We start from the raw sequence: 26,579 nt of genomic DNA on the forward strand, positions 1-26,579 counted from the left end.
AATTCTTAGGAGAGCAGGATGAAATTCAGTGAACAATGGCTGCGTGGCTGGGTTAGCCCGCAGGTAAATCGCGACGAGCTGGTTGCTCGTCTGTCGATGGCTGGTCTTGAGGTCGATAGCGTTACGCCGGCCGCCGGTGCTTTCAGTGGTGTGGTGGTGGGCGAAGTACTGAGTACCGAGCAGCACCCTGACGCCGACAAGCTGCGTGTGTGCCAGGTCAGCAATGGCACGGAAACCTTCCAGGTCGTGTGCGGTGCGCCAAACGTGCGTCCGGGCCTGAAGATTCCGTTCGCAATGATCGGTGCCGAGCTGCCGGGCGATTTCAAGATCAAGAAAGCCAAGCTGCGTGGCGTCGAGTCCAACGGCATGCTGTGCTCGCAAACCGAGCTGCAGGTCGGTGAAGGCAACGACGGTCTGATGGAGCTGCCGGCCGATGCGCCGGTGGGCGAAGATTTCCGTGTTTATCTGGACCTGGAAGACGCCAGCATCGAGGTCGACCTGACCCCGAACCGCGGCGACTGCCTGTCCCTGGCCGGTCTGGCTCGTGAAGTCGGTGCGTTGTACGACGCGCCGGTTACGCGTCCCGTGGTTCTCACGGTTCCTGCCGTGCACGACGAAGTGCGTTCGGTCGAAGTGCTGGCGCCTGCCGCCTGCCCACGCTACCTGGGTCGTGTCATCCGCAATGTTGACCTGTCCAAGCCTACGCCGCTGTGGATGGTTGAGCGTCTGCGTCGCGCCGAAGTGCGCAGCATCGATGCCGCGGTCGATATCACCAACTACGTGATGCTTGAGCTGGGTCAACCGCTGCACGCATTCGACCTCGCTGAAATCAGCGGCGGCATCCGTGTGCGCATGGCGGAAGAGGGCGAGAAGCTGGTATTGCTCGACGGCCAGGAAGTCAGCCTGCGTAGCGATACGCTGGTGATTGCCGACCACACTCGCGCCCTGGCCATTGCCGGCGTGATGGGTGGCGAGCACAGCGGCGTATCCGCGACCACTCGTGACGTGTTCCTTGAAAGTGCGTTCTTCGATCAGATCGCGGTGGCGGGCAAGGCTCGTTCTTACGGTCTGCACACCGACGCTTCGCACCGCTACGAGCGTGGCGTGGACTGGCAATTGGCCCGTGAAGCCATGGAGCGCGCCACTGGCCTGCTGCTGGAAATCACTGGCGGCGAAGCTGGTCCGATCATCGAGACCGTCAGCGAGCAGCACTTGCCGTCGATCGCGCCGATCACTCTGCGTGCTCAGCGCATCACTCAGATGCTGGGCATGGAAATGGATTCGGCCGAAGTCGAGCGTCTGCTCAACGCTTTGGGTCTGAAAGTTTCCGCCGAGGGAGCAGGGCAGTGGCGCGTAGAGGTGCCAAGCCATCGCTTCGATATCAGCCTGGAAGTCGATCTGATCGAAGAGCTGGCGCGTCTGTACGGCTACAACCGTCTGCCGGTTCGTTACCCGCAAGCTCGTCTGGCGCCGCAAGCCAAGGCTGAAGCGCGTAGCGATCTGCCGGAGCTGCGCCGTCTGCTGGTGGCTCGTGGCTATCAGGAAGCGATCACCTACAGTTTCATCGATCCAAAACAGTTCGAGCTGTTCAACCCGGGTGTTGAACCGCTGCTGTTGGCGAACCCGATCTCCAATGACATGGCCGCCATGCGCTCGTCGCTGTGGCCGGGTCTGATCAAGTCCTTGCAACACAACCTCAATCGTCAGCAGGATCGCGTCCGTCTCTTCGAGAGCGGTCTGCGCTTCGTTGGTCAGTTGGAAGGCCTGAAGCAAGAGCCGATGCTGGCCGGTGTCGTCTGCGGTAGCCGTCTGCCGGAAGGCTGGGCTCAAGGTCGCGATACCGTGGACTTCTTCGACGTCAAGGCTGATGTGGAAGCGGTACTGGGCTTCGCGGGGGCGCTGGATTCGTTCACGTTCACTCCGGGCAAACACCCGGCGCTGCACCCGGGTCAAACCGCGCGCATCGAGCGTGAAGGGCGTGAAGTCGGTTTTATCGGTGCGATTCACCCTGAGCTGTCGAAGTCCCTTGGTCTCGACCGTCCTGTCTTCGTTTTCGAGCTGGTTCTGGCTGAAGTGGCATTGGGCAAAATGCCTAAATTCCACGAGTTGTCGCGCTTTCCTGAAGTGCGTCGTGACCTTGCACTGATTGCGCACAAAGACGTTGCAGCCTCGGCTGTACTGGACGTAATCCGTGAAAATGCAGGCGAATGGCTGACAGACCTCAGGCTATTTGACGTGTATCAGGGTAAAGGTATTGATCCTGATAGAAAAAGCCTTGCAGTCGGCTTGACCTGGCAGCATCCATCGCGCACTCTTAATGACGATGAGGTGAATTCGACGACGCAAAATATCCTCACCTCGCTCGAACAAAGGTTGAACGCCACGTTAAGGAAGTGACGTATGGGGGCTTTGACGAAAGCTGAGATGGCGGAACGTCTGTATGAAGAGCTGGGCCTGAACAAGCGGGAAGCCAAGGAATTGGTTGAACTGTTTTTCGAGGAAATCAGGCACGCTCTTGAAGACAACGAGCAGGTCAAATTGTCGGGTTTCGGCAATTTCGACCTTCGGGACAAACGCCAGCGGCCTGGCCGCAACCCGAAAACGGGGGAAGAAATCCCGATCACGGCTCGCCGTGTGGTCACCTTTCGTCCAGGGCAGAAGTTGAAAGCCCGAGTTGAGGCTTATGCTGGAACCAAGTCATAACGACGAACTACCCGTCATCCCGGGCAAACGCTACTTCACCATCGGTGAAGTCAGCGAGCTGTGTGCGGTAAAACCACATGTGCTGCGCTACTGGGAGCAGGAGTTTCCTCAACTCAACCCCGTCAAACGCCGCGGAAACCGCCGGTATTATCAGCGCCAGGATGTGCTGATGATCCGGCAGATCCGCGCGCTCCTTTACGATCAAGGGTTCACCATCGGCGGCGCACGTCTGCGACTGTCTGGTGATGAAGCCAAAGACGACACAACCCAATACAAGCAAATGATCCGCCAGATGATCGCCGAGCTCGAAGATGTTCTGGTGGTCCTCAAGAAATAATTTCCTGCTTTTAAATACTTCCAGTTTTCAAAAGCTTGCGATATATTCTTGAGCGCTCCTCGAGATGAGAAGCGAGTTTCACGCCTAGTCGGGGCGTAGCGCAGTCCGGTAGCGCACTAGCATGGGGTGCTAGGGGTCGAGTGTTCGAATCACTCCGTCCCGACCATATAATTCAATGACTTAGCCCAACTTTCGCGAGTTGGGCTTTTTCATGCGTATGGATTTTTGCGGGGGGCATCGAGTTTTTCTCTTGAAGATGGTCAGTGCCGGTCCCTTGAGCCGATCAGATAGATCGGCTTTTTTGTGTCTGCGCAAAGCCCGCGTAAACCCCGCGTAAACCCTTCAGTGATGTCGCTGAGCTCAAGGTCTTCGATGTAGTGCCGGTTTCGCTGTTTTTTCATGACGGTGGAGGCGGGTCGCACCTTTCTGATGATCTTAAAAAAGCCCGCTCAGTGGCGGGCTTTAGGAGAGGGTCGGGTGTTGTGGAAGAGTTACATGGCACGATGGCGAATCAAAAAACTCGCAGGGGAGGACTAGATATAGCTTGGAGAGCTATGTCAGCAGCCAGCAGCCCCTCGCTTCCGGTTACACAAAGTTTTGTACGCGCTTATTCCAGAGGCTTTAGTGTCACCTCTGGAATAATGGGTCTTGATTAGAGAGCAATAGGGTCCGTCCGAGCAGACCCAGCCAGAGTTGTTTAAAGACTAATTATTGCTTTCAATGGCCTCAATCAAGTAAGGAGCAACATATCGAGATCCGTCAAAGTTTAGATGGCTGTTATCGCTGTAAAGCAAATGCCCATCCTTCGCGAGATAACAGCGATTTTCATCGCAAAGCTTTGTGGAAAGGTCGAGTATTTTAACTTGTGGGAAATCTTTTGTTGCCGCCTCTACAAGCGATTTGTAATCTGCGAATGGCTGATTTTTGTCGAATTGCTCGCGCGGAAATGAACAGTGATCAGTGCTTTTTGTAAGCCTGAAGGGGCGTTCAGCGCACGCTGCGGGGTCGTAGGGCAGGTATGGGTTATCCAGCAATACAATTACTTTCTTGTTCGCTTGAGTCAGTGCCGAAAAAGTCCGCTTCATTCCGTCAGTGAGAGCTTTTTTATAGTCGCCATTGGCAGGACTTCTCATGTCGATGGCATCTTGGTATGAGCAAATTGGGAGGTGAGCCAGAATAACGACTTTTATTTTTGGGTCGTCAATGATGTAATCATACGCACGATTTATAAGCTTATATGCGCCTTTCCTGACTTTCTGTGCCTTTTGGTCTTGCTGTGCAGTGGCGATATCAATATATGGCGCTGCACAGCTGGCTGCAAATACCGCAACCCCTTCGCTTGGCTTTAGTCGTTCACTAATACCAAGAAAAAGCTGCCCAGCATGAGAGTCGCCAACAATCGCAACGGAGTTGTTTGACTCTCTCTGGAAACGGCAAGCGTTGTCGGTGATGCTAGTCCAGTCCGGGAACCGTTTTTCACAATTTTCCTGTGACTGGGCCATGGTTTGATAGCTCTTTGTCAAGGCCGTGGTTTGAGTCTCATCAACGTCGCTTTGGCTGATAAAGCCCTTATAGCCAATGACACCAGCCACAGCCATGACTGAAACTAGCGCTACGACTTTGCCCAATCTATGGTTACTGCTGCGAAAAGAGGGTTCAACCAACTTGAATGTGAGCCATGCAAGTCCAATTGCAAGCAGGACTGCTGCCAGTCGGATTTCCCGGCTCAGCGCGTCGCTTTGAACAATCCTTGCAAACGACAGTAGCGGCCAATGCCACAGGTATAGCGGAAAGCTGATCAAACCGATAAACACTGCCGGTTTATTCGACAGCAGGAAACGGTTGACGCGTGATTGCGGACCCGCAGCAATCAACAGGACAGCCCCGGTAACCGGTGCGAGTGCAAACCAGCCAGGAAACGCGTCTGACTTATGGACAAAAAACATTGCCCATACAACCAGGGCGAACCCAAGCAAGCCTGCCAGATCCTCAAGCAATGCACGAAGCGGCGTCCGCTCTTTCGCCCAACTGCCTTGAAGAGCGAGCCAAGCCAAGACGCTACCCGCAAGCAGTTCCCATGCGCGACTCGGCAGCAGGAAGAATGTTGCAACAGGATGGCTATCGATCTGGGTGATATTGATAGTAAAAGAAATGATCGCGATAACGATGGTCACGGCCAGCATGTTTGCGCGCAGTTTCCATGCTGCCCATAACACTAACGGCCAGATAAGGTAGAACTGCTCTTCAATAGCCAGGGACCAGAGGTGTAACAGTGGTTTTAGCTCTGCGGCAGTATCGAAGTAACCACTTTCACTCCAAAAGGCAAAGTTGGCGATGAATGTGGCGCCGGCAGCGATATGCTTGCCAAGTTGTCGATACTCATCGTCAAGCAATACTAGTTTGCCTATTATCAAGCAGGACGCCAGAACAACGAATAGAGCGGGGAATATTCGACGTATCCGGCGAGAGTAGAAGTCGCTGAAGCTGAATGTGTCTTTTGCGAGGCTTTTGAATAGTATCGTGCCGATCAGAAAACCGGATATCACGAAGAATACATCGACGCCAACAAACCCACCTGGAAGTAAGGACGGGAAAGCATGGTAGATGACAACACCCAGAACGGCCAGGGCGCGCAGCCCATCAATATCCGGACGGTATTGGATGTTCGGATTACTCATAATTTACCTATTGGTTTGAAAACAGCCCGCCGTGATGGGGGGGGAGATTGTAAAGAGCCGCGACATGAATACTCAACTACCTCAGCGCTTGGCACGCTGATCCCCCCACTCGATGACTTGCCCCGGTCCATGCGGCCCCAGCGGCCCCCCCTCCGAGCCAAATGACCTTGCCTCAAGCCTTCCGCGCATTCCAGATAAGCATCACCTTGGTGTGGTTCCGCCACTTCAAAACGGTTCCAGCCAAAAACTGATGGAAGGCGGCAAACTGCTGGCCCTCGTCTGGCAAGTTCATGGTCAAACTCGCTCTTTTTCAAAAGGTTAGGCTGGCCCTATGCGGACGACTGTCATCACCGTTGCAACGCTTTCCCTGGCTCTCTTCGCGCTGGGTGCTCAGGCGAGGGAACTGAGCAAGAGCCATCGTTTTGCTTGTACCTGGGGTTCGGACATCGCGGCCGGCGCGCAACAATCGAAGCTGTCGGGGATTTCCCTTTACGGCGCCCGCAAGCGCTTGCAGGTACGCAGGTTTCAGCAGCCTTGGATGCGCATGACCGCGATGGGTATCACCGAGCAAACCTACAACAGTACCTCGCGCCTCAAGCCTGCAGCCGTCAAGCAGACCTATTACGAACAGTGCGTGAGACACGAACTGGCTCAGCGATAAATGAAAAGCCCAACCTGAAGAGGTTGGGCTTTTTCATGTCCGCTGCAAATGCAGTATCACTTCTCGCTTTCGCAATTGACCATCCACGAAACGCCAAAACGATCCACTAGCATGCCGAAACGAGCGGCCCAGAAGGTTGCTTCTAGTGGCATGTCTACCCGACCGTCCCTGGCCAGGGCGTTGAAGACTCTCTCAGCCTCGGCGACGGTGTCGACGTTCAAGGACACGGAACAACCGCTCATGCCCTGTGTCGGGCGTTCGGGTGTGGTGTCCGATGCCATCAGCATCTGGTCGCCGACCTTCAGGCAGGTATGAATGATCAGATTGTGATGCTCTTTCGGAACATGCTCTGCAGCGGGCGTTTCGCCGAATGTCATCATCGCTTCAAGCTTGCCTTGCAGGCATTGCTCGTAAAACGTGAAGGCTGCACGGCAATCGCCGTTGAAGATCAGGTACGGGTTGATTTTCATAGTGGTGCTCCCGAAAAGGCAGTGAAACGCAGCGCGGCCGGGTGTGCCGAAGCTGCGTCATGGATTGACTCCATCCAGCAAAGCGTCAGATCGACGAATTGCCAGTCAGTGCTGCAATTATTTACGCCGGGATGACCGATGGTCCCTGTTCTCAGGAATCGCGCGCGCCTTGCAACAATGTTGCTCGTGCGACTCGTGCGGCAGGCTTGGTCTGCATCAATGCGTCTATTGCCTTGCGATAGTTTTGTCCGCCCAGTGCCATGCTGTTGTTGTGCGTCCCACCGGGTACCAGCAGCAATCGTTTGGGTTGGCTGGCGGCCGCGAACAGTTGCTCGCTGAAGCGTGACGGCACAAACGCATCGGCGAGGCCGTGCACGACCAGCAACGGCATGTGGATGTCGGCAATCTTGTCGATGGAGTCGAACTTCTGCGACAACAACCAGCGAACGGGCAGGGATGTGTTGGCCACCGCAGCGGCGACGTCGGCCAGTGAGGTAAAGGTGGACTCGATCACCAGGCCGCGAACGGGGAGCGGTGTATGGTTTCTGGCGGCGTCCCGGCCCAGCTCGGCAGCCAGGTCGATGGCAACCGCACCGCCGAGGGAGTGGCCGTAAATCAGGCGTTTGCTCGGGTCCGGTTGCAGTTGCTGGAAACGTTCCCAGGCCACCCGTGCATCCTCATAAACGGTGCTTTCTGACGGCAAGTCACCATGACTCTGGCCAAAGCCTCGGTAATCGATGGCCAATACCGAATACCCCGCTGCGCGTAGCTGTTCGATGCGGAACAATTGCCCGGTCAGGTTCCAGCGCACACCATGCAAATACAGGATGGCGGGGGCATTGGCCCGTTCCGCCGGCCACCACCACGCATGAATGTTCTGCCCGGCCTTGAAGCTTTTGGGTTGCAGATCCAGTTCCTGAACGCTGCCGGGCAAACCGTGATACCAGCCAGCCGTGCCCGGTTCGATGCGAAACAGCAGCTTGCGTTCGGTGTGTTCCAGTACGGCGCAACTCGCCGGCAGACCGAAGATCAGGGCGACCATGCACGCAAACGCCAGGCGACGGCGACGGCGACGAAGTCGGGTCATGAAGGCAAGGAACATAAAACGTTTCACCAGAGCACGGACAAAGAAGGCTTTTTACCAGATGCCATGGCCCGCGCGTGACATTTTCGACCGTCGCCCGCCTGCAATGATTACAAAAGGATGCAGTGGCTCAATCCACGTTCAGCACGATTTTGCCGATGTGATCACCCGTTTCCATGTGCGCGTGGGCCTGGGCCGCTCCGGCAAGCGGGTAGACTTTGTCGATGATCGGCAGGCAGCGTCCGGCGGCCAGGACCGGCCAGACGTGTTCACGCAGTTGCGTGGCAATGTCGGCTTTTTCGGTGCTTGTGCGTGCGCGCAACAAGGAGCCGGTGACCACGGCTCGTTTGCCAAGAATGGTCAGCAGATCGACATCGTTGGCACGGGCGCCGCCGAGAAAACCGAGCATCACCACGCGTCCATCCATTGCCAGTGCGCTGAGGTTGGCGTTCAGGTACGAGCCGCCCATGATGTCGAGGATCACATTGACACCCTGGCCGTTGGTTTTCTCGGCGATCACGGCAGCGAAATCCTGCTCGCGATAGTTGATCGGCTCACCGCCCAATTCACGGATGGCCTCACATTTATCGGCGCTTCCGGCAGTAGCGAAGGCTTCGATACCCAGTTCTCGGCATAGCATCAACGCGGTAGTGCCGATGCCACTGGTGCCACCGTGAATCAACACCCGCTGTCCACGGCTCGCACCACCGAGGCCGAAAAGGTTGGCCCATACCGTGAAAAAAGTTTCGGGGATTGCCGCGGCCTGAATCCAGCCCACCCCATCGGGGATCGGCAGAGCCTGGCCCGCCGGAACCGTGCAGTATTCGGCATATCCGCCACCATTAGTCAGCGCGCAAACCCTGTCGCCCACGGCAAAAGTGCTGACGCCAGCGCCCAGCGCCACGACTTCGCCGGCCACTTCCAGACCGGGGATCGGGTTCATCCCGGGTCTCATCGGGTACTTGCCCGCACGTTGCAAGGCGTCCGGCCGATTGATGCCTGCGGCGTGCACGCGAATCAGCAGTTCGCCTTCCGCGACGACCGGCAGCGGCACGCGCCGTGGTTGCAAAACGTCGGGAGCTCCGGGCTCGGTGATTTCGATGCGGGTCATTTCAGTGGGCAAAGTCATGTCGGGTCCTGTCATGCGGTGGGGTTTCATTGGGGCACTGGGTCCCGTCAAAGGTTCATGACATCGAGCATATCGGCTATCGTGGCTGCACAAACGCAGCGATTTCGCTTGATAGTGATGCGATTTTGCATCATGAGAGGACAGCATGAATTGGGATGATGCGCGGGTGTTTCTGGCGGTGTGCCGCGAGTCGACATTGCGCGGTGCCGCGCGAGTATTGAAAGTAGACCAAGCCACGGTCGGGCGACGTATTGCGGCGCTGGAAAAGTCACTGAGTGCCACATTGTTCCTGCGGACTTCCGAGGGATTTGCGTTGACTGCCGTGGGCGAGGCCGCCCTCAAGGCTGTCGAGAAAATGGAGGATTCAGCGCTGGAACTGGAGCGGCAGATTCAGGGCCTGGACGATCGCCTGACCGGCAATGTGCGGGTCAGCACCACCGATTCATTGGCCATCGATTTCCTGATCCCGGCCATCGCGCGTTTGCATGGTCAGCACCCTGACGTGCGTGTGCAACTCGACGCTTCCACGCAGATGCTCAGTCTGGCCAAGCGCGAGGCGGACATCGCGGTACGCAACGCCCGACCGGACAACCCTGACCTGATCGCTCGGCGCCTCGCGCGCTGGCCGGTGGGGTTGTTCGCCTCACAGGCCTATGTTGATGCCCATGGTGTGCCACCTCCCGGAGGTGCGTTCGAGGGTCACGATCTGGTGGTTTACCAGCCGTACTTACAGGGCAACAAGGAGATCACCCTGGTATGCGAGCCTGTGAATCGCGGGCGTATTGTCGCGAGCCTGAATTCCAGCCTGTTGATACGACGCTCGATTGCGGCCGGTCTCGGTGTAGGAGAAATCCCGGTTTACATGGGGGAACGCGATGGCCTGGTCAGGCTCTGGCCGGATCGTACGCGACCGCTGCCCTATGAAGTGTGGCTGGTGACCCATGCGGATTTGCGTCATACGGCGCGGGTGAGGGCGGTGATCGAACAGATTGTCGAGGCGTTTGCGCTGGAAAATGAATGGCTTATTCACACCGTGTAGGACGGCTACGTAACCCGGCGACATTGCCTACATTCACACCAGAATCCGCTGTCTTGTGAGTTTTTTACCCGGGTTCTATCGTTTCTCACACCCGGAGTGAGCAGGTGAAATGCTCCGAGGTAATCAATCCAGGGAAGTATTGATAAACGTCAGAGGTGCGGAATTGATTGCAAGGGAAGTCAGCCAATTTCAAGCAAGCGACATGGCCGGGCAAACGGATAGAGCTGAGTCTATGACCTACATAACGCGAGACGAATTCAGCGCCAGGATCGAAGTCATCGAGACAAGAATCGATGCACGGATCGAGTCCATGTCCGCAAAAATCGATGGCTTTCTGACCCTGCAGGCCGAGCGGGACCAGGCACGGCTGGAGGTTGAAAAAAGTCAGGAGCAGGCGCGGCTGGAGCAAAAACGCTCTATGGAGGAGGCCCGGTTCGAGTGGGAGCGCTCTCAGGAGGCGGCGCGGCTGGAGCGGGTGCGGTCTCAAGAGGTGGCGCGGCTGGAGCAGAAACGAGAGCAGGAAACTGCGCGGCAGGAGTGGGAGCAGTCTCAGGAAAAGTCGCGCCTTGAGCGGGAAGAGGCTCAGAAGAGCGTGCGGCTTGAGCGCGAGAAGGCTCAGGAGAAAGTGCGGCTTGAGCGCGAGCAGGCTCAGGAGAAAGTGCGTCAGGAACGGGAGCTGGCTCTGAAAAAAATTCAGCTGGCGCATGAGGAGAATCTGGAAAACCTGCGGCAGGAGCGCTTGAAGGCTCGACTGGGGTATGAAAAGGTCTTGGAGACGGCGCGACAGGAGCGGGAAACGGCTAGGGTCGAGCGAGAAAAAGCCTATGAAAAAGTCAGACTGGAGCAAGAAAAAGCTCACCTGGAGCGCGACCAACGTTACGCGGTCATCTCGGTTCGCATGGACAGGTCTCTGGAGCGAATTGACGAAGCCATCAGGCAGGTCTCGACGATCAAGGCGAATTACTGGGCGGCAACTGCCGTACATTTTCTCGGGATGGTTGCCATACTCGCGGGTTCTTACTACGCGAATCAGGCAAACGTGCTTGTCACGATGCAGACCACCCTGGCCATGATTCAGTCGGTGAAAGAGGCTGGAAATTCTGCGCCGGCAGCGCTGATGGCTTTGCCTGCAGAATGAAAAACGGCCTTCAATGAAGGCCGTTTTTTGTCAGCGAGGAATACCGCTGACTCATGGCATTTCCGGCAACTCCTGCGGGCGCAGATCAAACACCAGTATTTCGGCATCCTGGCCATTGCTCAAGGTCAGTACCTGTTCATCACGAACCCGAACACCGTCACCTTCCTTCAGTTGCACGCCGTTCAGTTCAATGCTGCCGCGAGCAACATGCACATAGGCGTAGCGGTTTGCCGGCAGTTCGAGCGAGGCGCTTTCCTGGCCATCGAACAGCCCGGCATAGACGCGTGCATCCTGGCGCACTTTGAGCGAGCCGTGGGTGCCTTCGGGTGAGATGATCAGTTGCAGGCGACCGCGTTTTTTCTGCTCGCTGAAGTGCTCTTGCTGGTAGCGTGGTTTGGCACCACTGACGTCCGGCACGATCCAGATCTGCAGGAAGTGCACAGGTTTGGTCGCCGAGTGGTTGAACTCGCTGTGGGCCACGCCGCTGCCGGCGCTCATCAGTTGTACGTCGCCGGGACGGATGACCGAACCGGTGCCCAGGGTGTCCTTGTGTTCCAGCGCGCCTTCGAGCACATAGGAGAAAATCTCCATGTCGCGGTGCGGGTGCTGGCCGAAGCCTTTGCCGGCGGCGACGCGGTCATCGTTGATCACCAGCAAGTCGGAGAAACCCTGTTCACGCGGGTCGCGATAACTGGCGAAAGAAAAGGTGTGGAAGGACTTCAACCAGCCATGATTGGCCAGACCACGGTCGGAAGCTTTGCGAAGGGTCAGCATGATGAAATCTCCTTTCAGGACGTTGATTCGTCCGAGTGAGGAGAAGGTTACTGGTTACTGCGGCATGCAATAAGTAGATGAAAATTGAAACACTGTCTCTTCAGGGTTGACAGTTGTGTGCGCTAGTTCACGCATTCTTTTTCAACGTTCGCGTTGTACTTGGCCATAATGCGGCAACTTATAAATGTTCATTGATTTCAGTGATGTCTGCTCATGAAAACCGTGGCAATGGTGTTGTTTCCCGATTTTCTTCTGCTCGATATGGCCGGGCCGCTGGAAGTGTTTTCGGTTGCTAACCGATACCTGAAGCCGGACGCCCATTATCAACTGACGCTTCTGGGCACAGAGCGTGGGCCGCTGCGTGCTTCCAACGGTGTGCTGGTGCACACAGACCGGCACATCGACGAAGTCAGTGATCGGTATGACCTGCTGTTGGTACCGGGCGGCCCTGGGGCCTACAACGAAAAATGCCCACCGTTGCTGGCCTGGCTGCAAGGCGCAGTTGGTCGTGCGGAGCGCTATGGTTCGATTTGCACGGGGGCCTTTGTGCTGGGTTATGCCGGGTTGCTCGACGGCTATCGCGTGACCACCCACTGGAATTACACCGAACGCTTGATCAAGGGCTTCCCCAAGGCGGATGTCGCCACCGACCAGATCTTTGTCGAGGATCGAAACCTGATCACGTCCGGCGGTGTCACAGCCGGTATTGATATGGCGTTGGCCGTGGTGGCCCGTGATCATGGCAAGAAACTCGCTCAGGACGTAGCCAAAGTGCTACTGGTGGTGATGAAGCGTCAGGGCGGACAGGCGCAATTCAGTCCACTGATGGCGGCGGTTTCGCCCCAGGAAACCCCGATCACCCGGGTCCAGAATCACGTTCTGGAACACCTTGAAGAAAGCTTCACCATCGAACGCATGGCAAGACTTGCGAACATGAGCGCTCGCCATTTCGCCCGGGTGTTCGCCCGCGAGGTCAACATGACGCCCATGGAGTTTCTGCAAAGTGCGCGCATTGATTGCGCCCGCAATCTGCTGGAGACCAGCGATCTGCCGTTGAAGACCGTGGCCTACAAAAGTGGTTTCGGCAGCGTACGGCACATGCGTTTTCTGTTCGGCGAAAAGCTCGGGCTGACCCCGGCCCAGTATCGCGAACAGTTCAGCTAGAGCGATTCTGTCCGTCACCCGCACCCGGATGTCCGTACTGCGCCCTGCGTGACGGTTGTACCGTCATCGTGGCCTGCCAAGATAACGGACATGAACAGCCTCAACGAATTGAACTCGGCGTCGGTCCTGCGTTTCGGCCCGTACGCGTTCCATTTGCGCCAACGGCTGATCCTCGAAGGGGATCGGCAACTGCGCATGGGCGGTCGTGCGCTGGACATTCTGCAAGTGCTGGTCGAGCGCGCCGGCCGGGTGGTCAGCAAGGAGCAACTGATCGCGCTGGTGTGGCCGACCTCGGTGGTCGAGGAGATCAACCTGCGGGTGCACATCGCGGCATTGCGCCGGGCCCTCGGCGACGGCGAGAACGGTCAGCGTTACATCGTCAACGTGCCGCAATGTGGGTACAGCTTCGTTGCGCCGGTGCACGGCGATAGCGTCGCCCAAGTGGTGTTCGAAAGCCTGCAACCACCCCAACACAATTTGCCCGCACGGCTGACGCCTGTCACCGGCCGCGATTCACTGGTCGGTGGTCTGGTGCGGCAATTGCCGCTGTCCCGACTGATAACGGTGACGGGACCTGCCGGCGTTGGCAAAAGTACCGTAGCACTGCGCGCAGCGGAACTGCTGCTGCAACATTTTCGCGATGGTGTATGGCAGGTGGATTTATCCCTGGTCGACGAGAAGACCTCACTCGTCGATCATCTTTTGCAAACCCTCGATATCGATTTCGCCACCCTGGCGGCGCGCCACGCATTGCTGGTGCTGGACAACTGCGAACACCTGCACGAAGCCTGTCGAGGCTTGCTGCAAACACTGCTCGACGCAGCGCCCCGGCTGTCGATTCTTGCCACCAGCCGCGAGCCGTTGCGTCTCGGTCTGGAAGTCCTGCAACCACTGCCACCCCTGACCGTTCCCAAAACCTCGGCGCTCAACAGCGTCGGCGAGGTCATGGGGTATTCGGCGGTGCAGCTGTTTGTCAGTCGCACCCGAGCGCGTCAACACGGTTTCTCTCTGCGTGAGCAGGATCTGGAAACGGTGCGCGACATTTGTCGGCGGCTCGACGGCCTGCCGCTGGCGATCGAACTGGCAGCGGCACAGATCGACGCACTGGCGCTGGTCGGGCTTCAGGCGCAGCTGGACCTCGGTCTGCAAGTCTTGAGTCATGGCCGCCGGACTGCGGTGCCACGTCATCAGTCGATGCAAGCGGCGCTTGACTGGAGCTATCAGCGCCTGAGCGAGCACGAACAACGCGTGCTGCAACGCCTGTCGGTGTTCAAGATGGCGTTCACGCTGGATGCCGCCATCGGCGTGATCAGTTGTGCACAACTACCACCCTCGACGCTGGTGTCCGTGGTCGAGCAGTTGGCGGCTAGGTCATTGCTGACAACAGACCGATCCAGCGGAATACTGCGTTATCGAATGCTCAACACCACTCGCCACTATGCCCTTGAGCAACTGGAGCAGGGCGGTGAGTTGGGTGATGTGGAGCGTCGGCATGCGCGTTACTTGGGACGCGCGCGATCGAACTCACGCCCGCAACTGACTGTGCAATTCGTCGAGCAGTAAACGCACCTTGCGCAAATCCGGGGTGGCATAGCCTTCGGTGAAGCGCTGGTAGACAGGTGTCAGTAACTCCAGTGCCTCGCGGTAGCGCGACTGGCGCTGCCACAACTGAGCCAGCGAAGTCGCACTGCGCAGTTCCCACGCCAGGGCGCCTTGCGTCCTCGCAATTACAAGCGATTGCTGCAAGGCGCTTTCGACGGTGTGATGGCAGGCCGAGTCAGCGGCCAGCAATCGCTCGGCCCGAGCCCGAAAAATCTCCGCCGTGCTCCAGCCCGCCGCGCCGCTCAGTGCCCGCTCGAGCAAAGCATCATCAACGAAACCCGGATCCAGAGTGACCATGATTTCCCTGACCAGGCCGCTATCGGCGGGCGGGATTGCAGGAGCCTTGTCGGCGTCGATCACCTGCGCATAGTGCCGCGCCCACGTGTAGAACAGCAGCACCGAATGCTTCTGCGCCTGTTCGAGCAGCAGTTGCAGCAACGCGCGGGCGTTTTGCACGTCGCCGTTGTAATGGGCGATCAGACACGAAGCGAGTGCCAGGGTGTAGCAGATCGAGGTGCCGTGGTTGATCTGCACCGCGATGTCCAGCGCCTGCCGTGCCGTGCGCCAGGCCTGCTCGGGAAATCCCTGCAGCCACAACACTCGGGCGAGAACGGTCAGCGAAGCAACGCTCTGATCGTATTGCACGCCAAAGCCGTGAGTGAAACGGTTGAGGTGGCCGCTTTGAGCCATGCGCTGGATCACCTGTTCGGCGTGGATCCGCGCCTGATGTTGATCGCCGGCGTAGTGCAGCGCGAGCACCCGCAAACGGTGGGTACTCAAGGACAATTGTGCATCGCCGTGCAGGCCAAGGCTTTCGAATTGCTCGCTCTGCTCCAGCGCCATCCGATAATGACCGCAACTGAGATTGACCGCCATGTGCCCCGACACCGCACGCAATTGCCCGGCCTTGTCATCGTGTCGTTGCGCCAGCAGGCGGGCGCTGACGAAGGCTTCGATGGTTTCCGGTGTGCCTCCCCAGGTGTGGTAGCAGGCGCTACCCAGCGCCAGTTTCAAGGCGATTTCCAGGCGTGGGCAAGGCTCCTCGGATGACTCCAGCAACGCGAGCGCCCGGCGCACATGAACACCGTATTCCTTGAGCAGGGACAACTCTTGCCACAACGGCGCCGAAGTCGCCGTCAGGCGAACGCCGAGAGGGCGCGAGCCTTCATCGTTCAGCGTCCAGTCAAGTGCGGCCCGGAGGTCTTCGAGGCCACGGGCATAGCGCTCGATCCATAACCCGGTCGGCGTGTTCTCCCAATCGGCCTGGGCCTGATGCATCAGCGCCAGGCAGCGCTCGGCATGGCGCTCGCGGGTATCGCTGAGCTCGGCCGCCTGATCGAGTTTTTCCAGTGCATAACGGCGGGTGGTATCGAGCAGGCGATAGAACACTTCTTCATCGCCGACCTCGACGTTGAGCAACGACTTGGCGACCAGTTGCGTGATCGAGGCGAACACTTCGCCCGGCTCGATATGCTGACCAACGATGACCGCCGCCGCAGACTCCAGAGTGAATGCACCTCGAAACACGCCCAGTCGGCGCAAACCGGTCTGTTCGCAGCCGTTGAGCAGGTTGAAGCTCCAGTCCAGCGTGGCACGCAAGGTTTCATGTCGGCCGAGGTGAGTCTGGTTGCCCGCCGGCAAGCTTCCCTGAAGCTGACTCAGCACACCGTTCAGTCCAAGGCTCGCCACCTGCGCGGCCGCCAGTTCCAGCGCCAGCGGGATGCCATCCAGCCGACGGCAGATTTCGACGATCAAGGGCAGGTCGGCATTGCCCGGCTCGAAGTGTTCGTGGGCGGCGATTGCCCGTTCGACAAACAGTTGCAGCGCGGAAAAACCCATCGCCTGATCGCGGTCTAGCACTGCGATCGGCGGCGGACAGTCGAGTGATTCCAGTCGCTGCACGTATTCGCCCTCGGCGCGCAGACTTTCGCGGCTGGTGGCCAGGATGTGCACCTGCGGCGCGCCACGCAAAATGCTTTCACTGAGCAGCGCCACGGCGTCGATCAAATGCTCGCAGTTATCGATCACCAACAGCATCTGCCGCTCGCGCAGGCTGTTGACCAGGCACGCCATCGGCTCACTGTCATGCAGCGAAAGATCCAGCAGGGCGGCAAGGTGCGAGCAGATCGAGCCCGGATCGTTGAGCGGAGCCAGATCCAGCAGACGAATGCCATCGCGATAGCATCCGATGAGTTGCTCGGCGACGCGCAGGGCCACCGTGGTCTTGCCAATGCCGCCGGGGCCGACCAGGGTGATGCAGCGTTGACGCGGTAGTTGCGCCATCAGACTGTCGACCACCGACTGGCGACCGATCATCCGCGTGCGACGCAATGGCAGGTTGTGCCGACCGATGGGGTCAGTGGCGGGGCGTTGTTCGATGGATTGCAGCAGGATCGGCGCGACGAAACTGTAGCCGCGCTGCGCCACCGTGACGATGTAGCGCTGCCCGGCCTGACCGTCGCCGAGTGCCTTGCGCAGGGCGGCCATGTGCACCCGCAAGTTGATGTCTTCCACCACGCTGTCCGGCCAGATTTCGGCGATCAACTGTTGCTTGCTCACGACCTCGCCGGCGTTGGCCAGCAGGATCAGCAGAATGTCCATGGCGCGGCGGCCCAGGCGCAAAGGCTGGTCGCCCTCAAGCACCAGCCGCTGGCCGGGGTGAATCCGATAGGGGCCAAATCCGATGGCCTGATTCGGGGAAAGACTCAACCGCTCACTCCTGCGATGTTTTTGTAATCCTGCGCTGTCGGGGTGAAGAACCTGTGACGGGCAGGGCGGATAGAGACTTGAGGGTCACGCAAGCGGTCTAATCCGCGGTATCCGAGCATATTCCTCAGGATTTGATGCCAGCGCAACGGGCGTGAAGTCCTGCCGTTTGGACGTCGGTCGGCATCCAGTGCCATTACCACTGTATTTAAAGGCTGGAACCTGTGTCGGTTCGCCCGACAGCCGGGAAAAATTAACAACGATTAACTCGTCCGCGCCCGCTCTAGAGCCAAAACTCCAAGGCAATGGAGTGCATACGTCCGGAGGACGCTGCGATGAGCAAGGTAGTGGTGGTCTATCACAGTGGCTACGGGCACACCCGCGTCATTGCGCAGGCAGTGGCCCAAGGTGTGGAGCGCCACTTGGGCAGCACTTGCCTGTTGCTGGCGGTGGAAGATGTGGAAGCACACTGGGACGACCTGCACCGCGCCGACGCCATCATCTTCGGCGCGCCAACCTACATGGGCAGCGCTTCGGCGGCGTTCAAGCAATTCATGGAGGCCACGGCCCCGTTCTACCTTGCCCGGCCGTGGCGCAATAAACTCGCGGCGGGCTTCACCAATTCTGGCAGTCTGTGTGGCGACAAACTCAACACTCTGCTGCAACTGGCGGTGTTCGCCGCCCAGCATTCGATGATCTGGGTCGGGCTCGATCTGTTGCCGGCACGAGCACATGCTGGTGCCTTCGATGGTCAATTGAATCGCCTCGGCAGCTCCCTCGGCGCGATGTCCCAATCTTCTGTCGAGCAGCCACCCGAACAGGCACCGCCACTGGAGGACCAACTGACTGCCGCGCACCTCGGCGAGCGGGTGGCACGACTGGCTCAGCGGATGGCGGGGGAATGAAACCGCCTCAGCGGTTTTTCATGACCTGACAACGCCACGCAAACGGATTGATCCCTTCGCTGCGGGTGAAGATGTGGCAGAAGTGCGCCTGATCGCAAAAGCCGCATTCCAGGCTGATCTGCGTGAGGCTGTGGTTGGTGTGTTGGATCAACAGTTTGGCCCGGGCAATGCGCTGGGCGCGGATCCAGTCTTGCGGCGAATACCCGGTGCTGCACTTGAACGCCCGGGAAAAGTGACTGCGCGACAGTGCGCAGGCGCTGGCCAGTTCGGTGACTTCAAGGCTGTCGCCCAGGCGTTCGAGGATCAGTTGTTTCACCAGCCGTTCCCGTTGCGGGCTAAGACCCCCGGTACTGATTTTGCGGGGTTCGCTGGCAGGGGCGAGGGCGACGGTTTGCTGTGAGTGAGCCATGGCCAAGGTCCGTGTCGGGGGGGGAAGGCACGGTCAGCGCTTTCCCTCAGGTCAATAAAACAACGCTGCGCAGAGGGATTCATTGTTTGGCGAGGGGCGAAGGCTGACGAGTTAAACGTTGTTAATTCCGCCGCCAAAGCTGATTTCGAAAGGCCGCTGATCAAGTAAAGTGCGTAGCACTTGCGCCTGGCCAAAAAGGAAAACACGCCCATGAACCGAAACGATCTGCGCCGCGTCGACATGAACCTGCTGGTGATTTTCGAAGCGTTGATGTTCGAAAAAAACCTGACCCGCGTCGCCGAAAAACTGTTCATGGGCCAACCGGCGGTGAGCGCGGCGCTGGGCCGTTTGCGCGATCTGTTCGACGATCCATTGCTGCTGCGCAACGGTCGCGGCATGGAGCCGACAGCGCGTGCACTGGCGATTCTTCAGGAACTGCAACCAGCGATGGACGTGATTTCCGGCGCGGTCAGCCGCGCCAAGGAATTCGATCCGGCGACCAGTTGCGACGTGTTCCGCATCGGTCTGTCGGATGACGCCGAGTTCGGTCTGTTTCCACCGCTATTGCGCCAGTTACAGGAAGAGGCGCCGGGAATCGTGGTCGTGGTGCGCCGCGCCAACTACCTGCTGATGCCGACGTTGTTGGCATCCGGGGAAATCTCCGTCGGCGTGAGCTACACCACCGATCTGCCGGCTAACGCCAAGCGCAAGAAACTGCGCGACATTCCCTGCAAAGTCCTGCGCGGTGATGACCGCCCGGGCCCGCTGACCCTCGACGAATACTGCGAGCGGCCTCATGCGATGGTGTCGTTCTCGGGGGATCTGAGCGGCAACATCGACGTGGACCTGGCCAAGGTCGGTCGCAGCCGCCGAGTGGTGCTCGGAGTGCCGCAGTTCAGCGGCTTGCGCGCGCTGTTGGCGGGCACCGAGATGATCGCCACCGTGCCGGATTACGCCGCGTGTGCGTTGGTCGAAGGGTGTGCGTTGCGGGCTGAAGATCCACCGTTCCCGATTGATGCGGCGCAACTGTCGATGGCGTGGAGCGGGGTGCATGACAACGATCCGGCGGAGAAATGGCTGCGGTCGCGGATCAGTCAGTTCATGTCGGTGTCGCTGGATATTCCGGCCTAACAAGACCTGAAACACAATTCGGTCATCGATTCATAACTCTGTGGGAGCGAGCTTGCTCGCTCCCACAATGATTTGTGTCGTTCGTGGGTTCTGCGTGTTCTCCCAAAAAGAGCACACCCATCCAATTTCCCCCCGATCAATCGTTGCACCATGGCCTGCAATGATTGATCAAGGGTGGGCCCATGAACGCTGTACAACGCAATGACCAGGCGCAAAACCTCGGCCTGCTGTTCCTGCGGGTCACTGGCGGGTTGTTTCTGCTGTTCGTCCACGGCTTGCCCAAGCTGCTGGACTTCACCGCGCAGCTGCAACTGATCGAAGACCCGTTCCACCTCGGTGCCCACCTCACTTTGATACTGGCGATCTTCGCCGAAGTCCTCTGTCCGCTGCTGATCGTCGCCGGGGTGCTGGCGCGTCTGGCGTGCTTGCCTATTCTGTTTGTGCTGCTGGTGGCGCTGCTGCTCGTGCATCCGCAATGGAGTGTGGCCGAAGGGCAGTTCGGCTGGTTGCTGTTGATCCTCTTCACCACTGTTCTGATCGCCGGGCCGGGACGGCTGGCGCTCAATGTTCGTTTGCCCGGAGTGCTCCGTTATGCCTGATGCCCAGACCCTGAAAAAACCGGGACCCGAAGAAACCGTGACGCTGATCGTCAAGCACCGGGTCAAGGCCGGTTTTGAGCAGCCGTACGAAGCCTGGCTGCGCAATATCGTCAGCGTGGCGGGGCGCGAAGAAGGGCATTTGGGCGTGGACGTGATGCGCAGCCAGCAGGGTGGCCTCGCACTGTTCACCTGCGTGCTGCGTTATTGCTCGACCGAGGCGATGCAGCGCTGGCTCGATTCGCCACAGCGTCAGAAGCTGATCGACGAAGCGGCGCCGATGCTCGCCGACGGTGACCAGACCGAGGTCAATGCGGCCAACGAGTTCTGGTTCACGCCACTGGCTGATGCCGCCTCGCCACCCCCGCGCTGGAAGCAGGCTGTGGTGACGTTGTTCGTGATCCTGCCGCACACCTTGCTGGTGCCGTTGATCTGGGGGCCGCTGCTGCAGCTCAATGCCTTTCTCTCCAACTACGTGGTCGCCACGTTCCTGATCACCCTGACCATCGTGCTGTCGGTGGTGTACGTCTGCATGCCGGCCGCGACTCGCTTGTTCGCACCGTGGCTGACGGCCAGTCAGCCCCATGAACACCTGGATTCCAACACCAACCCGCCGCGCTGAGCCGGCAGGTCTGGGCTTCGTTTCACTTATATCGAAGGAACTGCGATGAACGCCAACGCTGATCTGATTCTGTTCAATGGCCAATTTCATACCGTAGACCGCACAAAACCCCTCGCCAGTGCCGTGGCGATCAAGGACGGCCGCTTCGCCGTCGTCGGCAACGATGCGCAAGCCATGGCCCTGCGCGGCGCCGGCACCCAGGTTGTCGACCTCAAGGGCCGCTGCGTGATCCCCGGCCTCAACGACTCGCACTTGCACCTGATCCGTGGTGGTTTGAACTACAACCTCGAACTGCGCTGGGAAGGCGTGCCGTCGCTGGCCGATGCGCTGCGCATGCTCAAGGATCAGGCTGATCGCACGCCGACCCCGCAATGGGTGCGCGTGGTGGGTGGCTGGAACGAATTCCAGTTCGCTGAAAAGCGCATGCCGACCCTCGAAGAAATCAACCAGGCAGCGCCGGACACCCCGGTGTTCATCCTGCACCTGTATGACCGTGCGTTGCTCAACCGCGCCGCGTTGCGCGTGGCCGGCTACACCCGCGACACGCCAAACCCACCGGGCGGCGAAATCGTGCGCGATGCCAACGGCAACCCGACCGGCATGCTGGTGGCGCGGCCGAACGCGATGATCCTGTACTCGACGCTGGCCAAGGGGCCGAAGCTGCCGCTGGAATATCAGGTCAACTCGACCCGTCAGTTCATGCGCGAGCTCAATCGTCTCGGCCTGACCAGTGCCATCGATGCCGGTGGTGGTTTCCAGAACTACCCGGACGATTATCAGGTGATCGAACAGTTGGCCAAGGATGAGCAACTGACCGTGCGCATCGCCTACAACCTGTTCACCCAGAAGCCGAAAGAAGAGCTGACCGATTTCCAGAACTGGACCGGTAGCGTCAAGTTGCATCAGGGCGATGACTTCCTGCGCCACAACGGCGCCGGGGAAATGCTGGTGTTCTCGGCAGCGGATTTCGAAGACTTCCTCGAACCGCGTCCGGACCTGCCGCAGACCATGGAACAGGAACTGGAGCCGGTGGTGCGCCACCTGGTCGAGCAGCGCTGGCCGTTCCGTCTGCACGCCACCTACAACGAATCCATCAGCCGCATGCTGGATGTGTTCGAGAAGGTCAACCGTGACATTCCGTTCAACGGCTTGCCGTGGTTCTTCGACCACGCGGAAACCATCACCCCGCAGAACATCGAGCGAGTGAAAGCGCTGGGCGGCGGTATTGCGATTCAGGATCGCATGGCGTTCCAGGGCGAATACTTCGTCGACCGCTACGGCAAGCAGGCCGCGGAAGCCACACCGCCGATCAAACGCATGCTCGCCGAAGGTGTGCCAGTCGGCGCCGGCACCGATGCCACACGGGTCTCCAGCTACAACCCGTGGACTTCGCTGTACTGGATGGTCAGCGGTCGCACCGTCGGCGGTCTGGCGCTGTACGAAGAAGGTTTGCCACGCGCCACCGCGCTGGAGCTGTTCACCCACGGCAGCGCCTGGTTTTCGTCCGAGCAGGGCAACAAGGGCCAGATCAAGGTCGGCCAACTGGCGGATCTGGCAGCACTGAGCGCGGACTTTTTCCACGTCGAGGAAGAAGCGATCAAGTGGATCGAGTCGGTACTGACCGTGGTGGGTGGCAAGATCGTTTATTCCGCCGGCGACTTCGAAGACCTCGGCCCACGTGCATTGCCGGTGCTGCCGGACTGGTCGCCGGTGGCGAAAGTCCCGGGCCACTGGCGCCCGAATGCGCCGTTGCAGGCCCAGGTGCATCAGTGCAGCGGCCCGTGCGCAGTGCATACCCACAGCCATGAAAAAGCCCGGATGTCGAATGCGCCGGTCAGCGATTTCGCCGGTTTCTGGGGCGCGTTCGGTTGCTCCTGCTTCGCTTTTTGATCCCGTAAAAAACGCCGGTCTGCCGGGCCGGCGTTTCCCGCATCACCCATCCCCGAGGAGTTTCACATGAGCAACGTTCCTTACAAGCGCCTGAACAAAGACGACGCCGTGGTCCTACTGGTCGACCACCAGACCGGACTGATCTCGCTGGTGCAGGATTTCTCGCCGAACGAGTTCAAGAACAACGTGCTGGCACTGGGCGACATCGCCAAGTTCTTCAAACTGCCGACCATCCTCACCACCAGTTTCGACGCCGGCCCCAACGGCCCGATCGTGCCTGAACTGCGCGAACAGTTCCCGGACGCGCCGTTCATTCAGCGTCCAGGCCAGATCAACGCCTGGGACAACGAAGACTTCGTCAAAGCCATCAAGGCCACCGGCCGCAAGCAACTGATCATCGCCGGTGTGGTGACTGACGTCTGCGTGGCGTTCCCGACTTTGTCGGCACTGGCTGAAGGCTTTGAAGTGTTTGTGGTGACCGACTCGTCCGGCACCTTCAACGAAACCGTGCAGCAAGCGGCGTGGGCGCGCATGTCGGCGGCCGGTGCTCAACTGTTGAACTGGTTCTCGGTGGCTTGCGAGCTGCAGGGCGACTGGCGCAACGACATGGAAGGTTTGGCGAATCTGCTGTCGAATCGTCTGCCGAACTATCGCAATTTGATTAATAGCTATACCAAGTTCACTGCCAAGTAATGGGTTGAAGAAAAATGCCTGCTGAAGAGTGGGCATTTTTTTTTGCGGTGTTGATGAGTATGTATTTTCACTTCGAAAACCAGCCCTCACCCCAGCCCTCTCCCGGAGGGAGAGGGAGCTGACCGAGGTGTTCTTTCGAGGTACATCGACCTGAAAAATCGAGTCGAACTCAGGTCTTGACAAGCCCCCAATCGGCTCCCTTTCCCCCTCGCCCCCTTGGGGGAGAGGGCTGGGCGGGCGGCGTTCCGATGAGGGGGAGCGATCTCATGGCTGAAAAAGATTTCGAATTGTTCATGTCACCGCTTCTGCAACCACCCCAAAAACCCACCCTTGCGAACCGGCACAGGCTTGGCCATCAACGCCAACCGACTATTCTGCTGCCGTACCGCCTGCAATTTATTCAACGCCCGACCCACTTCGCCGCGCTGTTCCATACACGCACGGGTGAGGTTCTTGTCGAGTCGATAAATGATCGAAGACGTCAGCGCCGTGAACGCCGCCTGCGAAGGTGTATCCGCAAAAATGCTTTGCTCGCCCATGACTTCACTCGGCCCCATACGGCCAGCCTCGGTGAAACCATTGCCGTCCGGCACGCTGGCGCTGACCACGCCGGTGGCGATCACGAACAGGCTGTCCGGCACTTCCTCCAGGTTGAGCACGACCTGCCCGGCGCTGTACTGCTGCGCGACCATCGATTCGGCGAGGCGATCACGTTCCTCATGGCTCAGCGAGCGGAAGATTTTCACTTCATCGAGCAACGCACGGGCGCGGGTCGACGGTTCAATCACGCCGTCCGGATGCCGCGAAATACCGGCCGCTTCGAGATGACGATGGGCGAGGTCGAACAGTTGATTGCGCACTTCAGCCTTTTTGCCCAGCTCGGCGATAAAACCGCTGGCCACGTATTCGGACATTTCTTCGCCGGCCTCTTTGAGTACCGCTTTAGGCGCGGGCGTCAGCAGCAGACTGCTGCTGCCTTGCAGGGTGCGGTCGAGGGCGTCGAGGACCCGGCGTGGGCGAATGTGGTTTGGCACCTTGATGCTGATCGACACGCCGTGCAGGTTGTTCGGGCGGCTGAGGTTGACGATCTTGGCCTTGGCCGCCACCGAGTTCGGCACCACGGCCAGGGTGCCGGCGCTGGTCAGCAGGTGCGTGGCGCGCCAGTCGATGTCGAGCACTTTGCCTTCGACGCCGTCGATCACCACGAAATCGTCCACCTGATACGGCTTGGTGGTGTTGAGCACGATGCCCGAGAACACGTCGCTCAAGGTGCTTTGCAGCGCCAGACCGACCACGATGGCAAACACTCCGGAGGTCGCGAGCAGGCCTTTCACCGGCAGCTCCAGCACGTAACCGGCGGCCGCGACGATGGCCACCAGAAACACCAGCGCACCGATCACGTCCTGCAACAAGCGACCGCTGTGGCCGATGCGGCGCATCAGAATCAGGCCGATCACTTCGGTTACTGCCCGCGCGGCGTACAGCCACCAGAAAATTCCCAGGGCCGTCGCGCCCAGTTGCGCCACCTGATCATCGGCAAACAGCGGCGCCTGCAACGGGCTGACGCCGGCATTGATGATCAGCGCGCTGAAGGCCAGAAACAGCACCAGCCGCACACCGACCCGTTGCGCGCGATGCTTGAACGGCGCGAGGTGCCAGAGCAGGGCGTCGAGCATCAGCAGCAGGGCGCTCCAGGACAGCAGGTGGGCAGAAAAAAGGCTCATGGGATGAACTCCGGCGGGCACAAAAGAAAACGCCACACCCGAAGGTGTGGCGAGTGGCTGGACTCAGTTCAGATGGGTCTTGAGTTCCGCCGCGGCCTGGCGCACGGCGGCTTTCACTTCAGGTATCCCGTTCAGCGGATTGAGCAGACCGAAGTCATGAATCATCCCGTTGTAGCGTACCGAGGTCACCGGCACACCGGCCGCGTCGAGGTGGCGGGCGTAGCTTTCGCCTTCGTCACGCAGCACGTCGAACTCGGCGGTCTGCACCAGCGCAGCGGGCAGGCCCTTGAGCTGTTCGCTGCTGGCGTTGAGCGGCGAGGCATGGATCTGCGCACGCTCGGCCGGGTTGGTGGTGTAGTTGTCCCAGAACCACTGCATCATCCCCTTGGTCAGGAAGTGGCCCTCGGCGAATTGCTGATACGAGCCGTTATCGAACCCGGCGTTGGTCACCGGCCACATCAGCAACTGGAAGCGCAGGGCCGGGGTTTTCTGTTCCTTTGCCATCAGCGCCACGACCGCCGCCATGTTGCCGCCGACGCTGTTGCCGGCCACCGCCAGACGCTTGCCGTCGACACCGATGTCCTTGCCGTGCTCGGCCACCCATTTCGTTGCGGCGTAGGCTTGATTGATCGCGGTCGGGTACTGCGCTTCCGGCGACGGCGTGTAATCGACGTACACCGCAACCGCGCCAGAACCCACCACCAGATCACGAATCAAGCGTTGGTGCGTCGGGAAGTCGCCCAGCACCCAGCCGCCACCATGGAAGAACATGAACACCGGCAGTTCACCCTTGACCTTGGCCGGGCGCACCACTTTCAGGTTGATCGTCTGGCCATCGACCTTGATCGCTTTGTCGCTGACTTCAACGCCCGACAGGTCAACCTTCACCGAAGCCTGGGCGCCGGTCAGCACCTCACGGGCGTCTTTCGGGCTCAGTTGCTCAAGTGGTTTGCCACCGCCAGCGGCGAGAGCGTCGAGGAAGGACTGGGTAGTGTGTTCGACGCCAGTGCCTTCGGCGGCGAACGCGTTGCCGATGGACAGGGCGAGGAGGGAAGCGGCGAGGGTTTTCTTGATGTTCATGTGCAATTCCTTTTTAAGTCGTTTGAGTTTTTGTATGCCTTGGG

General features: G+C 59.2%; 23 protein-coding genes and 1 tRNA gene. 15 read left to right on the forward strand and 9 right to left on the reverse strand.

Going from position 1 to position 26,579, the window contains the following annotated elements; all coding sequences use genetic code 11:
• Positions 1-18: 18 nt before the first annotated feature.
• The 4 genes from pheT (at position 19) to JJN09_RS23795 (ending at position 3,206) form a co-directional block, all read left to right on the forward strand.
• The gene (gene pheT / locus JJN09_RS23780; protein ID WP_249484011.1) at positions 19-2,397 is read left to right on the forward strand and encodes a phenylalanine--tRNA ligase subunit beta; all 2,379 of its coding nucleotides are present in this window, start codon (positions 19-21) and stop codon (positions 2,395-2,397) included.
• Positions 2,398-2,400: 3 nt separating this feature from the next.
• A complete protein-coding gene (gene ihfA, locus JJN09_RS23785) occupies positions 2,401-2,703 on the forward strand; it encodes an integration host factor subunit alpha (RefSeq protein ID WP_002553164.1) in 303 nt (100 codons plus the stop codon).
• A complete protein-coding gene (locus JJN09_RS23790; RefSeq protein WP_003179985.1) occupies positions 2,684-3,040 on the forward strand; it encodes a MerR family transcriptional regulator in 357 nt (118 codons plus the stop codon). The genes ihfA and JJN09_RS23790 overlap by 20 nt, the downstream gene beginning before the upstream one ends.
• Before the next feature lie 89 nt (positions 3,041-3,129).
• Positions 3,130-3,206 (forward strand) — tRNA-Pro (locus JJN09_RS23795).
• Between the two features lie 538 nt (positions 3,207-3,744).
• On the opposite strand, the gene JJN09_RS23800 is transcribed toward JJN09_RS23795, so the two are convergent.
• Positions 3,745-5,718, reverse strand: coding sequence for an acyltransferase family protein (locus JJN09_RS23800; RefSeq protein ID WP_249484012.1), 1,974 nt, complete (start codon positions 5,716-5,718; stop codon positions 3,745-3,747).
• A gap of 331 nt (positions 5,719-6,049) precedes the next feature.
• On the opposite strand from JJN09_RS23800, the gene JJN09_RS23805 reads away from it, so the two are divergent.
• The gene (locus tag JJN09_RS23805) at positions 6,050-6,379 is read left to right on the forward strand and encodes a hypothetical protein (protein WP_096821286.1); all 330 of its coding nucleotides are present in this window, start codon (positions 6,050-6,052) and stop codon (positions 6,377-6,379) included.
• Positions 6,380-6,435: 56 nt separating this feature from the next.
• Here the strand turns inward: JJN09_RS23805 and JJN09_RS23810 are convergent, their stop codons facing one another.
• From JJN09_RS23810 to JJN09_RS23820, 3 genes are all read right to left on the reverse strand, one after another.
• Positions 6,436-6,849, reverse strand: coding sequence for a VOC family protein (locus JJN09_RS23810; protein WP_249484013.1), 414 nt, complete (start codon positions 6,847-6,849; stop codon positions 6,436-6,438).
• Between the two features lie 151 nt (positions 6,850-7,000).
• Positions 7,001-7,951, reverse strand: coding sequence for an alpha/beta hydrolase (locus JJN09_RS23815; RefSeq protein WP_249484014.1), 951 nt, complete (start codon positions 7,949-7,951; stop codon positions 7,001-7,003).
• Between the two features lie 112 nt (positions 7,952-8,063).
• Positions 8,064-9,062 carry an NAD(P)H-quinone oxidoreductase gene (locus JJN09_RS23820; RefSeq protein ID WP_249484015.1) on the reverse strand — a complete coding sequence of 333 codons (999 nt, stop codon included), beginning with the start codon at positions 9,060-9,062 and terminating at the stop codon, positions 8,064-8,066.
• A gap of 145 nt (positions 9,063-9,207) precedes the next feature.
• On the opposite strand from JJN09_RS23820, the gene JJN09_RS23825 reads away from it, so the two are divergent.
• Together JJN09_RS23825 and JJN09_RS23830 are read left to right on the forward strand one after the other, a co-directional pair.
• A complete protein-coding gene (locus tag JJN09_RS23825; protein ID WP_249484016.1) occupies positions 9,208-10,101 on the forward strand; it encodes a LysR family transcriptional regulator in 894 nt (297 codons plus the stop codon).
• Positions 10,102-10,333: 232 nt separating this feature from the next.
• Positions 10,334-11,239 (forward strand): hypothetical protein, encoded by a 906-nt coding sequence (locus tag JJN09_RS23830; RefSeq protein ID WP_249484017.1) that lies wholly within the window; start codon positions 10,334-10,336, stop codon positions 11,237-11,239.
• A gap of 51 nt (positions 11,240-11,290) precedes the next feature.
• Here the strand turns inward: JJN09_RS23830 and JJN09_RS23835 are convergent, their stop codons facing one another.
• Positions 11,291-12,013 carry a pirin family protein gene (locus JJN09_RS23835; protein WP_249484018.1) on the reverse strand — a complete coding sequence of 241 codons (723 nt, stop codon included), beginning with the start codon at positions 12,011-12,013 and terminating at the stop codon, positions 11,291-11,293.
• Positions 12,014-12,226: 213 nt separating this feature from the next.
• Between JJN09_RS23835 and JJN09_RS23840 the strand changes: the two genes are divergently transcribed.
• Together JJN09_RS23840 and JJN09_RS23845 are read left to right on the forward strand one after the other, a co-directional pair.
• Positions 12,227-13,177 (forward strand): GlxA family transcriptional regulator, encoded by a 951-nt coding sequence (locus JJN09_RS23840; RefSeq protein ID WP_249484019.1) that lies wholly within the window; start codon positions 12,227-12,229, stop codon positions 13,175-13,177.
• Between the two features lie 90 nt (positions 13,178-13,267).
• Positions 13,268-14,740, forward strand: a complete 1,473-nt coding sequence (locus tag JJN09_RS23845) for a winged helix-turn-helix domain-containing protein (RefSeq protein WP_249484020.1) — start codon at positions 13,268-13,270, stop codon at positions 14,738-14,740.
• On the opposite strand, the gene JJN09_RS23850 is transcribed toward JJN09_RS23845, so the two are convergent.
• Positions 14,702-17,488 (reverse strand): winged helix-turn-helix domain-containing protein, encoded by a 2,787-nt coding sequence (locus JJN09_RS23850; protein ID WP_249484021.1) that lies wholly within the window; start codon positions 17,486-17,488, stop codon positions 14,702-14,704. The two genes, JJN09_RS23845 and JJN09_RS23850, sit on opposite strands and share 39 nt — an antisense overlap.
• A gap of 332 nt (positions 17,489-17,820) precedes the next feature.
• Here JJN09_RS23850 and JJN09_RS23855 point away from each other — a divergent pair, with 332 nt between their 5' ends.
• Positions 17,821-18,390 (forward strand): flavodoxin family protein, encoded by a 570-nt coding sequence (locus tag JJN09_RS23855; protein WP_249484022.1) that lies wholly within the window; start codon positions 17,821-17,823, stop codon positions 18,388-18,390.
• A 7-nt stretch (positions 18,391-18,397) separates the two neighbouring features.
• Here JJN09_RS23855 and JJN09_RS23860 read toward each other — a convergent pair whose 3' ends face one another.
• Complete coding sequence (locus JJN09_RS23860) at positions 18,398-18,799, reverse strand: helix-turn-helix domain-containing protein (protein WP_249484023.1); 402 nt, start codon at positions 18,797-18,799, stop codon at positions 18,398-18,400.
• 210 nt (positions 18,800-19,009) lie between these two features.
• Between JJN09_RS23860 and JJN09_RS23865 the strand changes: the two genes are divergently transcribed.
• The 5 genes from JJN09_RS23865 to ycaC all read left to right on the forward strand — a co-directional run bounded on the left by JJN09_RS23865 (position 19,010) and on the right by ycaC (position 23,731).
• On the forward strand, positions 19,010-19,930 hold the full coding sequence (locus tag JJN09_RS23865) for a LysR family transcriptional regulator (protein ID WP_134826157.1): 921 nt from the start codon (positions 19,010-19,012) through the stop codon (positions 19,928-19,930).
• A 182-nt stretch (positions 19,931-20,112) separates the two neighbouring features.
• Positions 20,113-20,529 (forward strand): DoxX family protein, encoded by a 417-nt coding sequence (locus JJN09_RS23870; protein ID WP_085698570.1) that lies wholly within the window; start codon positions 20,113-20,115, stop codon positions 20,527-20,529.
• A complete protein-coding gene (locus tag JJN09_RS23875) occupies positions 20,522-21,148 on the forward strand; it encodes an antibiotic biosynthesis monooxygenase (protein WP_249484024.1) in 627 nt (208 codons plus the stop codon). The genes JJN09_RS23870 and JJN09_RS23875 overlap by 8 nt, the downstream gene beginning before the upstream one ends.
• Before the next feature lie 45 nt (positions 21,149-21,193).
• Complete coding sequence (locus tag JJN09_RS23880; RefSeq protein ID WP_249484025.1) at positions 21,194-23,038, forward strand: amidohydrolase; 1,845 nt, start codon at positions 21,194-21,196, stop codon at positions 23,036-23,038.
• A gap of 66 nt (positions 23,039-23,104) precedes the next feature.
• The gene (ycaC, locus tag JJN09_RS23885; protein ID WP_096821302.1) at positions 23,105-23,731 is read left to right on the forward strand and encodes an isochorismate family cysteine hydrolase YcaC; all 627 of its coding nucleotides are present in this window, start codon (positions 23,105-23,107) and stop codon (positions 23,729-23,731) included.
• 296 nt (positions 23,732-24,027) lie between these two features.
• Here ycaC and JJN09_RS23890 read toward each other — a convergent pair whose 3' ends face one another.
• Positions 24,028-25,455 carry a mechanosensitive ion channel family protein gene (locus JJN09_RS23890; protein WP_249484026.1) on the reverse strand — a complete coding sequence of 476 codons (1,428 nt, stop codon included), beginning with the start codon at positions 25,453-25,455 and terminating at the stop codon, positions 24,028-24,030.
• A gap of 63 nt (positions 25,456-25,518) precedes the next feature.
• On the reverse strand, positions 25,519-26,535 hold the full coding sequence (locus JJN09_RS23895) for an alpha/beta hydrolase (RefSeq protein WP_249484027.1): 1,017 nt from the start codon (positions 26,533-26,535) through the stop codon (positions 25,519-25,521).
• Positions 26,536-26,579: the final 44 nt, after the last annotated feature.

This window comes from Pseudomonas sp. HS6 (assembly GCF_023375815.1).
Lineage (GTDB): Bacteria > Pseudomonadota > Gammaproteobacteria > Pseudomonadales > Pseudomonadaceae > Aquipseudomonas.

Bases quoted from the DNA above. Each gene is read 5' to 3' on its own strand.
- ihfA (WP_002553164.1), top strand. From the start codon at position 2,401: ATGGGGGCTTTGACGAAAGCTGAGATGGCGGAACGTCTGTATGAAGAG.
- JJN09_RS23790 (WP_003179985.1), top strand. From the start codon at position 2,684: ATGCTGGAACCAAGTCATAACGACGAACTACCCGTCATCCCGGGCAAA.
- JJN09_RS23825 (WP_249484016.1), top strand. From the start codon at position 9,208: ATGAATTGGGATGATGCGCGGGTGTTTCTGGCGGTGTGCCGCGAGTCG.
- JJN09_RS23840 (WP_249484019.1), top strand. From the start codon at position 12,227: ATGAAAACCGTGGCAATGGTGTTGTTTCCCGATTTTCTTCTGCTCGAT.
- JJN09_RS23870 (WP_085698570.1), top strand. From the start codon at position 20,113: ATGAACGCTGTACAACGCAATGACCAGGCGCAAAACCTCGGCCTGCTG.
- JJN09_RS23875 (WP_249484024.1), top strand. From the start codon at position 20,522: ATGCCTGATGCCCAGACCCTGAAAAAACCGGGACCCGAAGAAACCGTG.
- JJN09_RS23820 (WP_249484015.1), bottom strand. From the start codon at position 9,062: ATGACTTTGCCCACTGAAATGACCCGCATCGAAATCACCGAGCCCGGA.
- JJN09_RS23810 (WP_249484013.1), bottom strand. From the start codon at position 6,849: ATGAAAATCAACCCGTACCTGATCTTCAACGGCGATTGCCGTGCAGCC.
- JJN09_RS23855 (WP_249484022.1), top strand. From the start codon at position 17,821: ATGAGCAAGGTAGTGGTGGTCTATCACAGTGGCTACGGGCACACCCGC.
- ycaC (WP_096821302.1), top strand. From the start codon at position 23,105: ATGAGCAACGTTCCTTACAAGCGCCTGAACAAAGACGACGCCGTGGTC.
- JJN09_RS23860 (WP_249484023.1), bottom strand. From the start codon at position 18,799: ATGGCTCACTCACAGCAAACCGTCGCCCTCGCCCCTGCCAGCGAACCC.
- JJN09_RS23890 (WP_249484026.1), bottom strand. From the start codon at position 25,455: ATGAGCCTTTTTTCTGCCCACCTGCTGTCCTGGAGCGCCCTGCTGCTG.
- JJN09_RS23865 (WP_134826157.1), top strand. From the start codon at position 19,010: ATGAACCGAAACGATCTGCGCCGCGTCGACATGAACCTGCTGGTGATT.
- JJN09_RS23895 (WP_249484027.1), bottom strand. From the start codon at position 26,535: ATGAACATCAAGAAAACCCTCGCCGCTTCCCTCCTCGCCCTGTCCATC.
- JJN09_RS23805 (WP_096821286.1), top strand. From the start codon at position 6,050: ATGCGGACGACTGTCATCACCGTTGCAACGCTTTCCCTGGCTCTCTTC.
- JJN09_RS23800 (WP_249484012.1), bottom strand. From the start codon at position 5,718: ATGAGTAATCCGAACATCCAATACCGTCCGGATATTGATGGGCTGCGC.
- JJN09_RS23815 (WP_249484014.1), bottom strand. From the start codon at position 7,951: ATGTTCCTTGCCTTCATGACCCGACTTCGTCGCCGTCGCCGTCGCCTG.
- pheT (WP_249484011.1), top strand. From the start codon at position 19: ATGAAATTCAGTGAACAATGGCTGCGTGGCTGGGTTAGCCCGCAGGTA.
- JJN09_RS23830 (WP_249484017.1), top strand. From the start codon at position 10,334: ATGACCTACATAACGCGAGACGAATTCAGCGCCAGGATCGAAGTCATC.
- JJN09_RS23845 (WP_249484020.1), top strand. From the start codon at position 13,268: ATGAACAGCCTCAACGAATTGAACTCGGCGTCGGTCCTGCGTTTCGGC.
- JJN09_RS23880 (WP_249484025.1), top strand. From the start codon at position 21,194: ATGAACGCCAACGCTGATCTGATTCTGTTCAATGGCCAATTTCATACC.
- JJN09_RS23835 (WP_249484018.1), bottom strand. From the start codon at position 12,013: ATGCTGACCCTTCGCAAAGCTTCCGACCGTGGTCTGGCCAATCATGGC.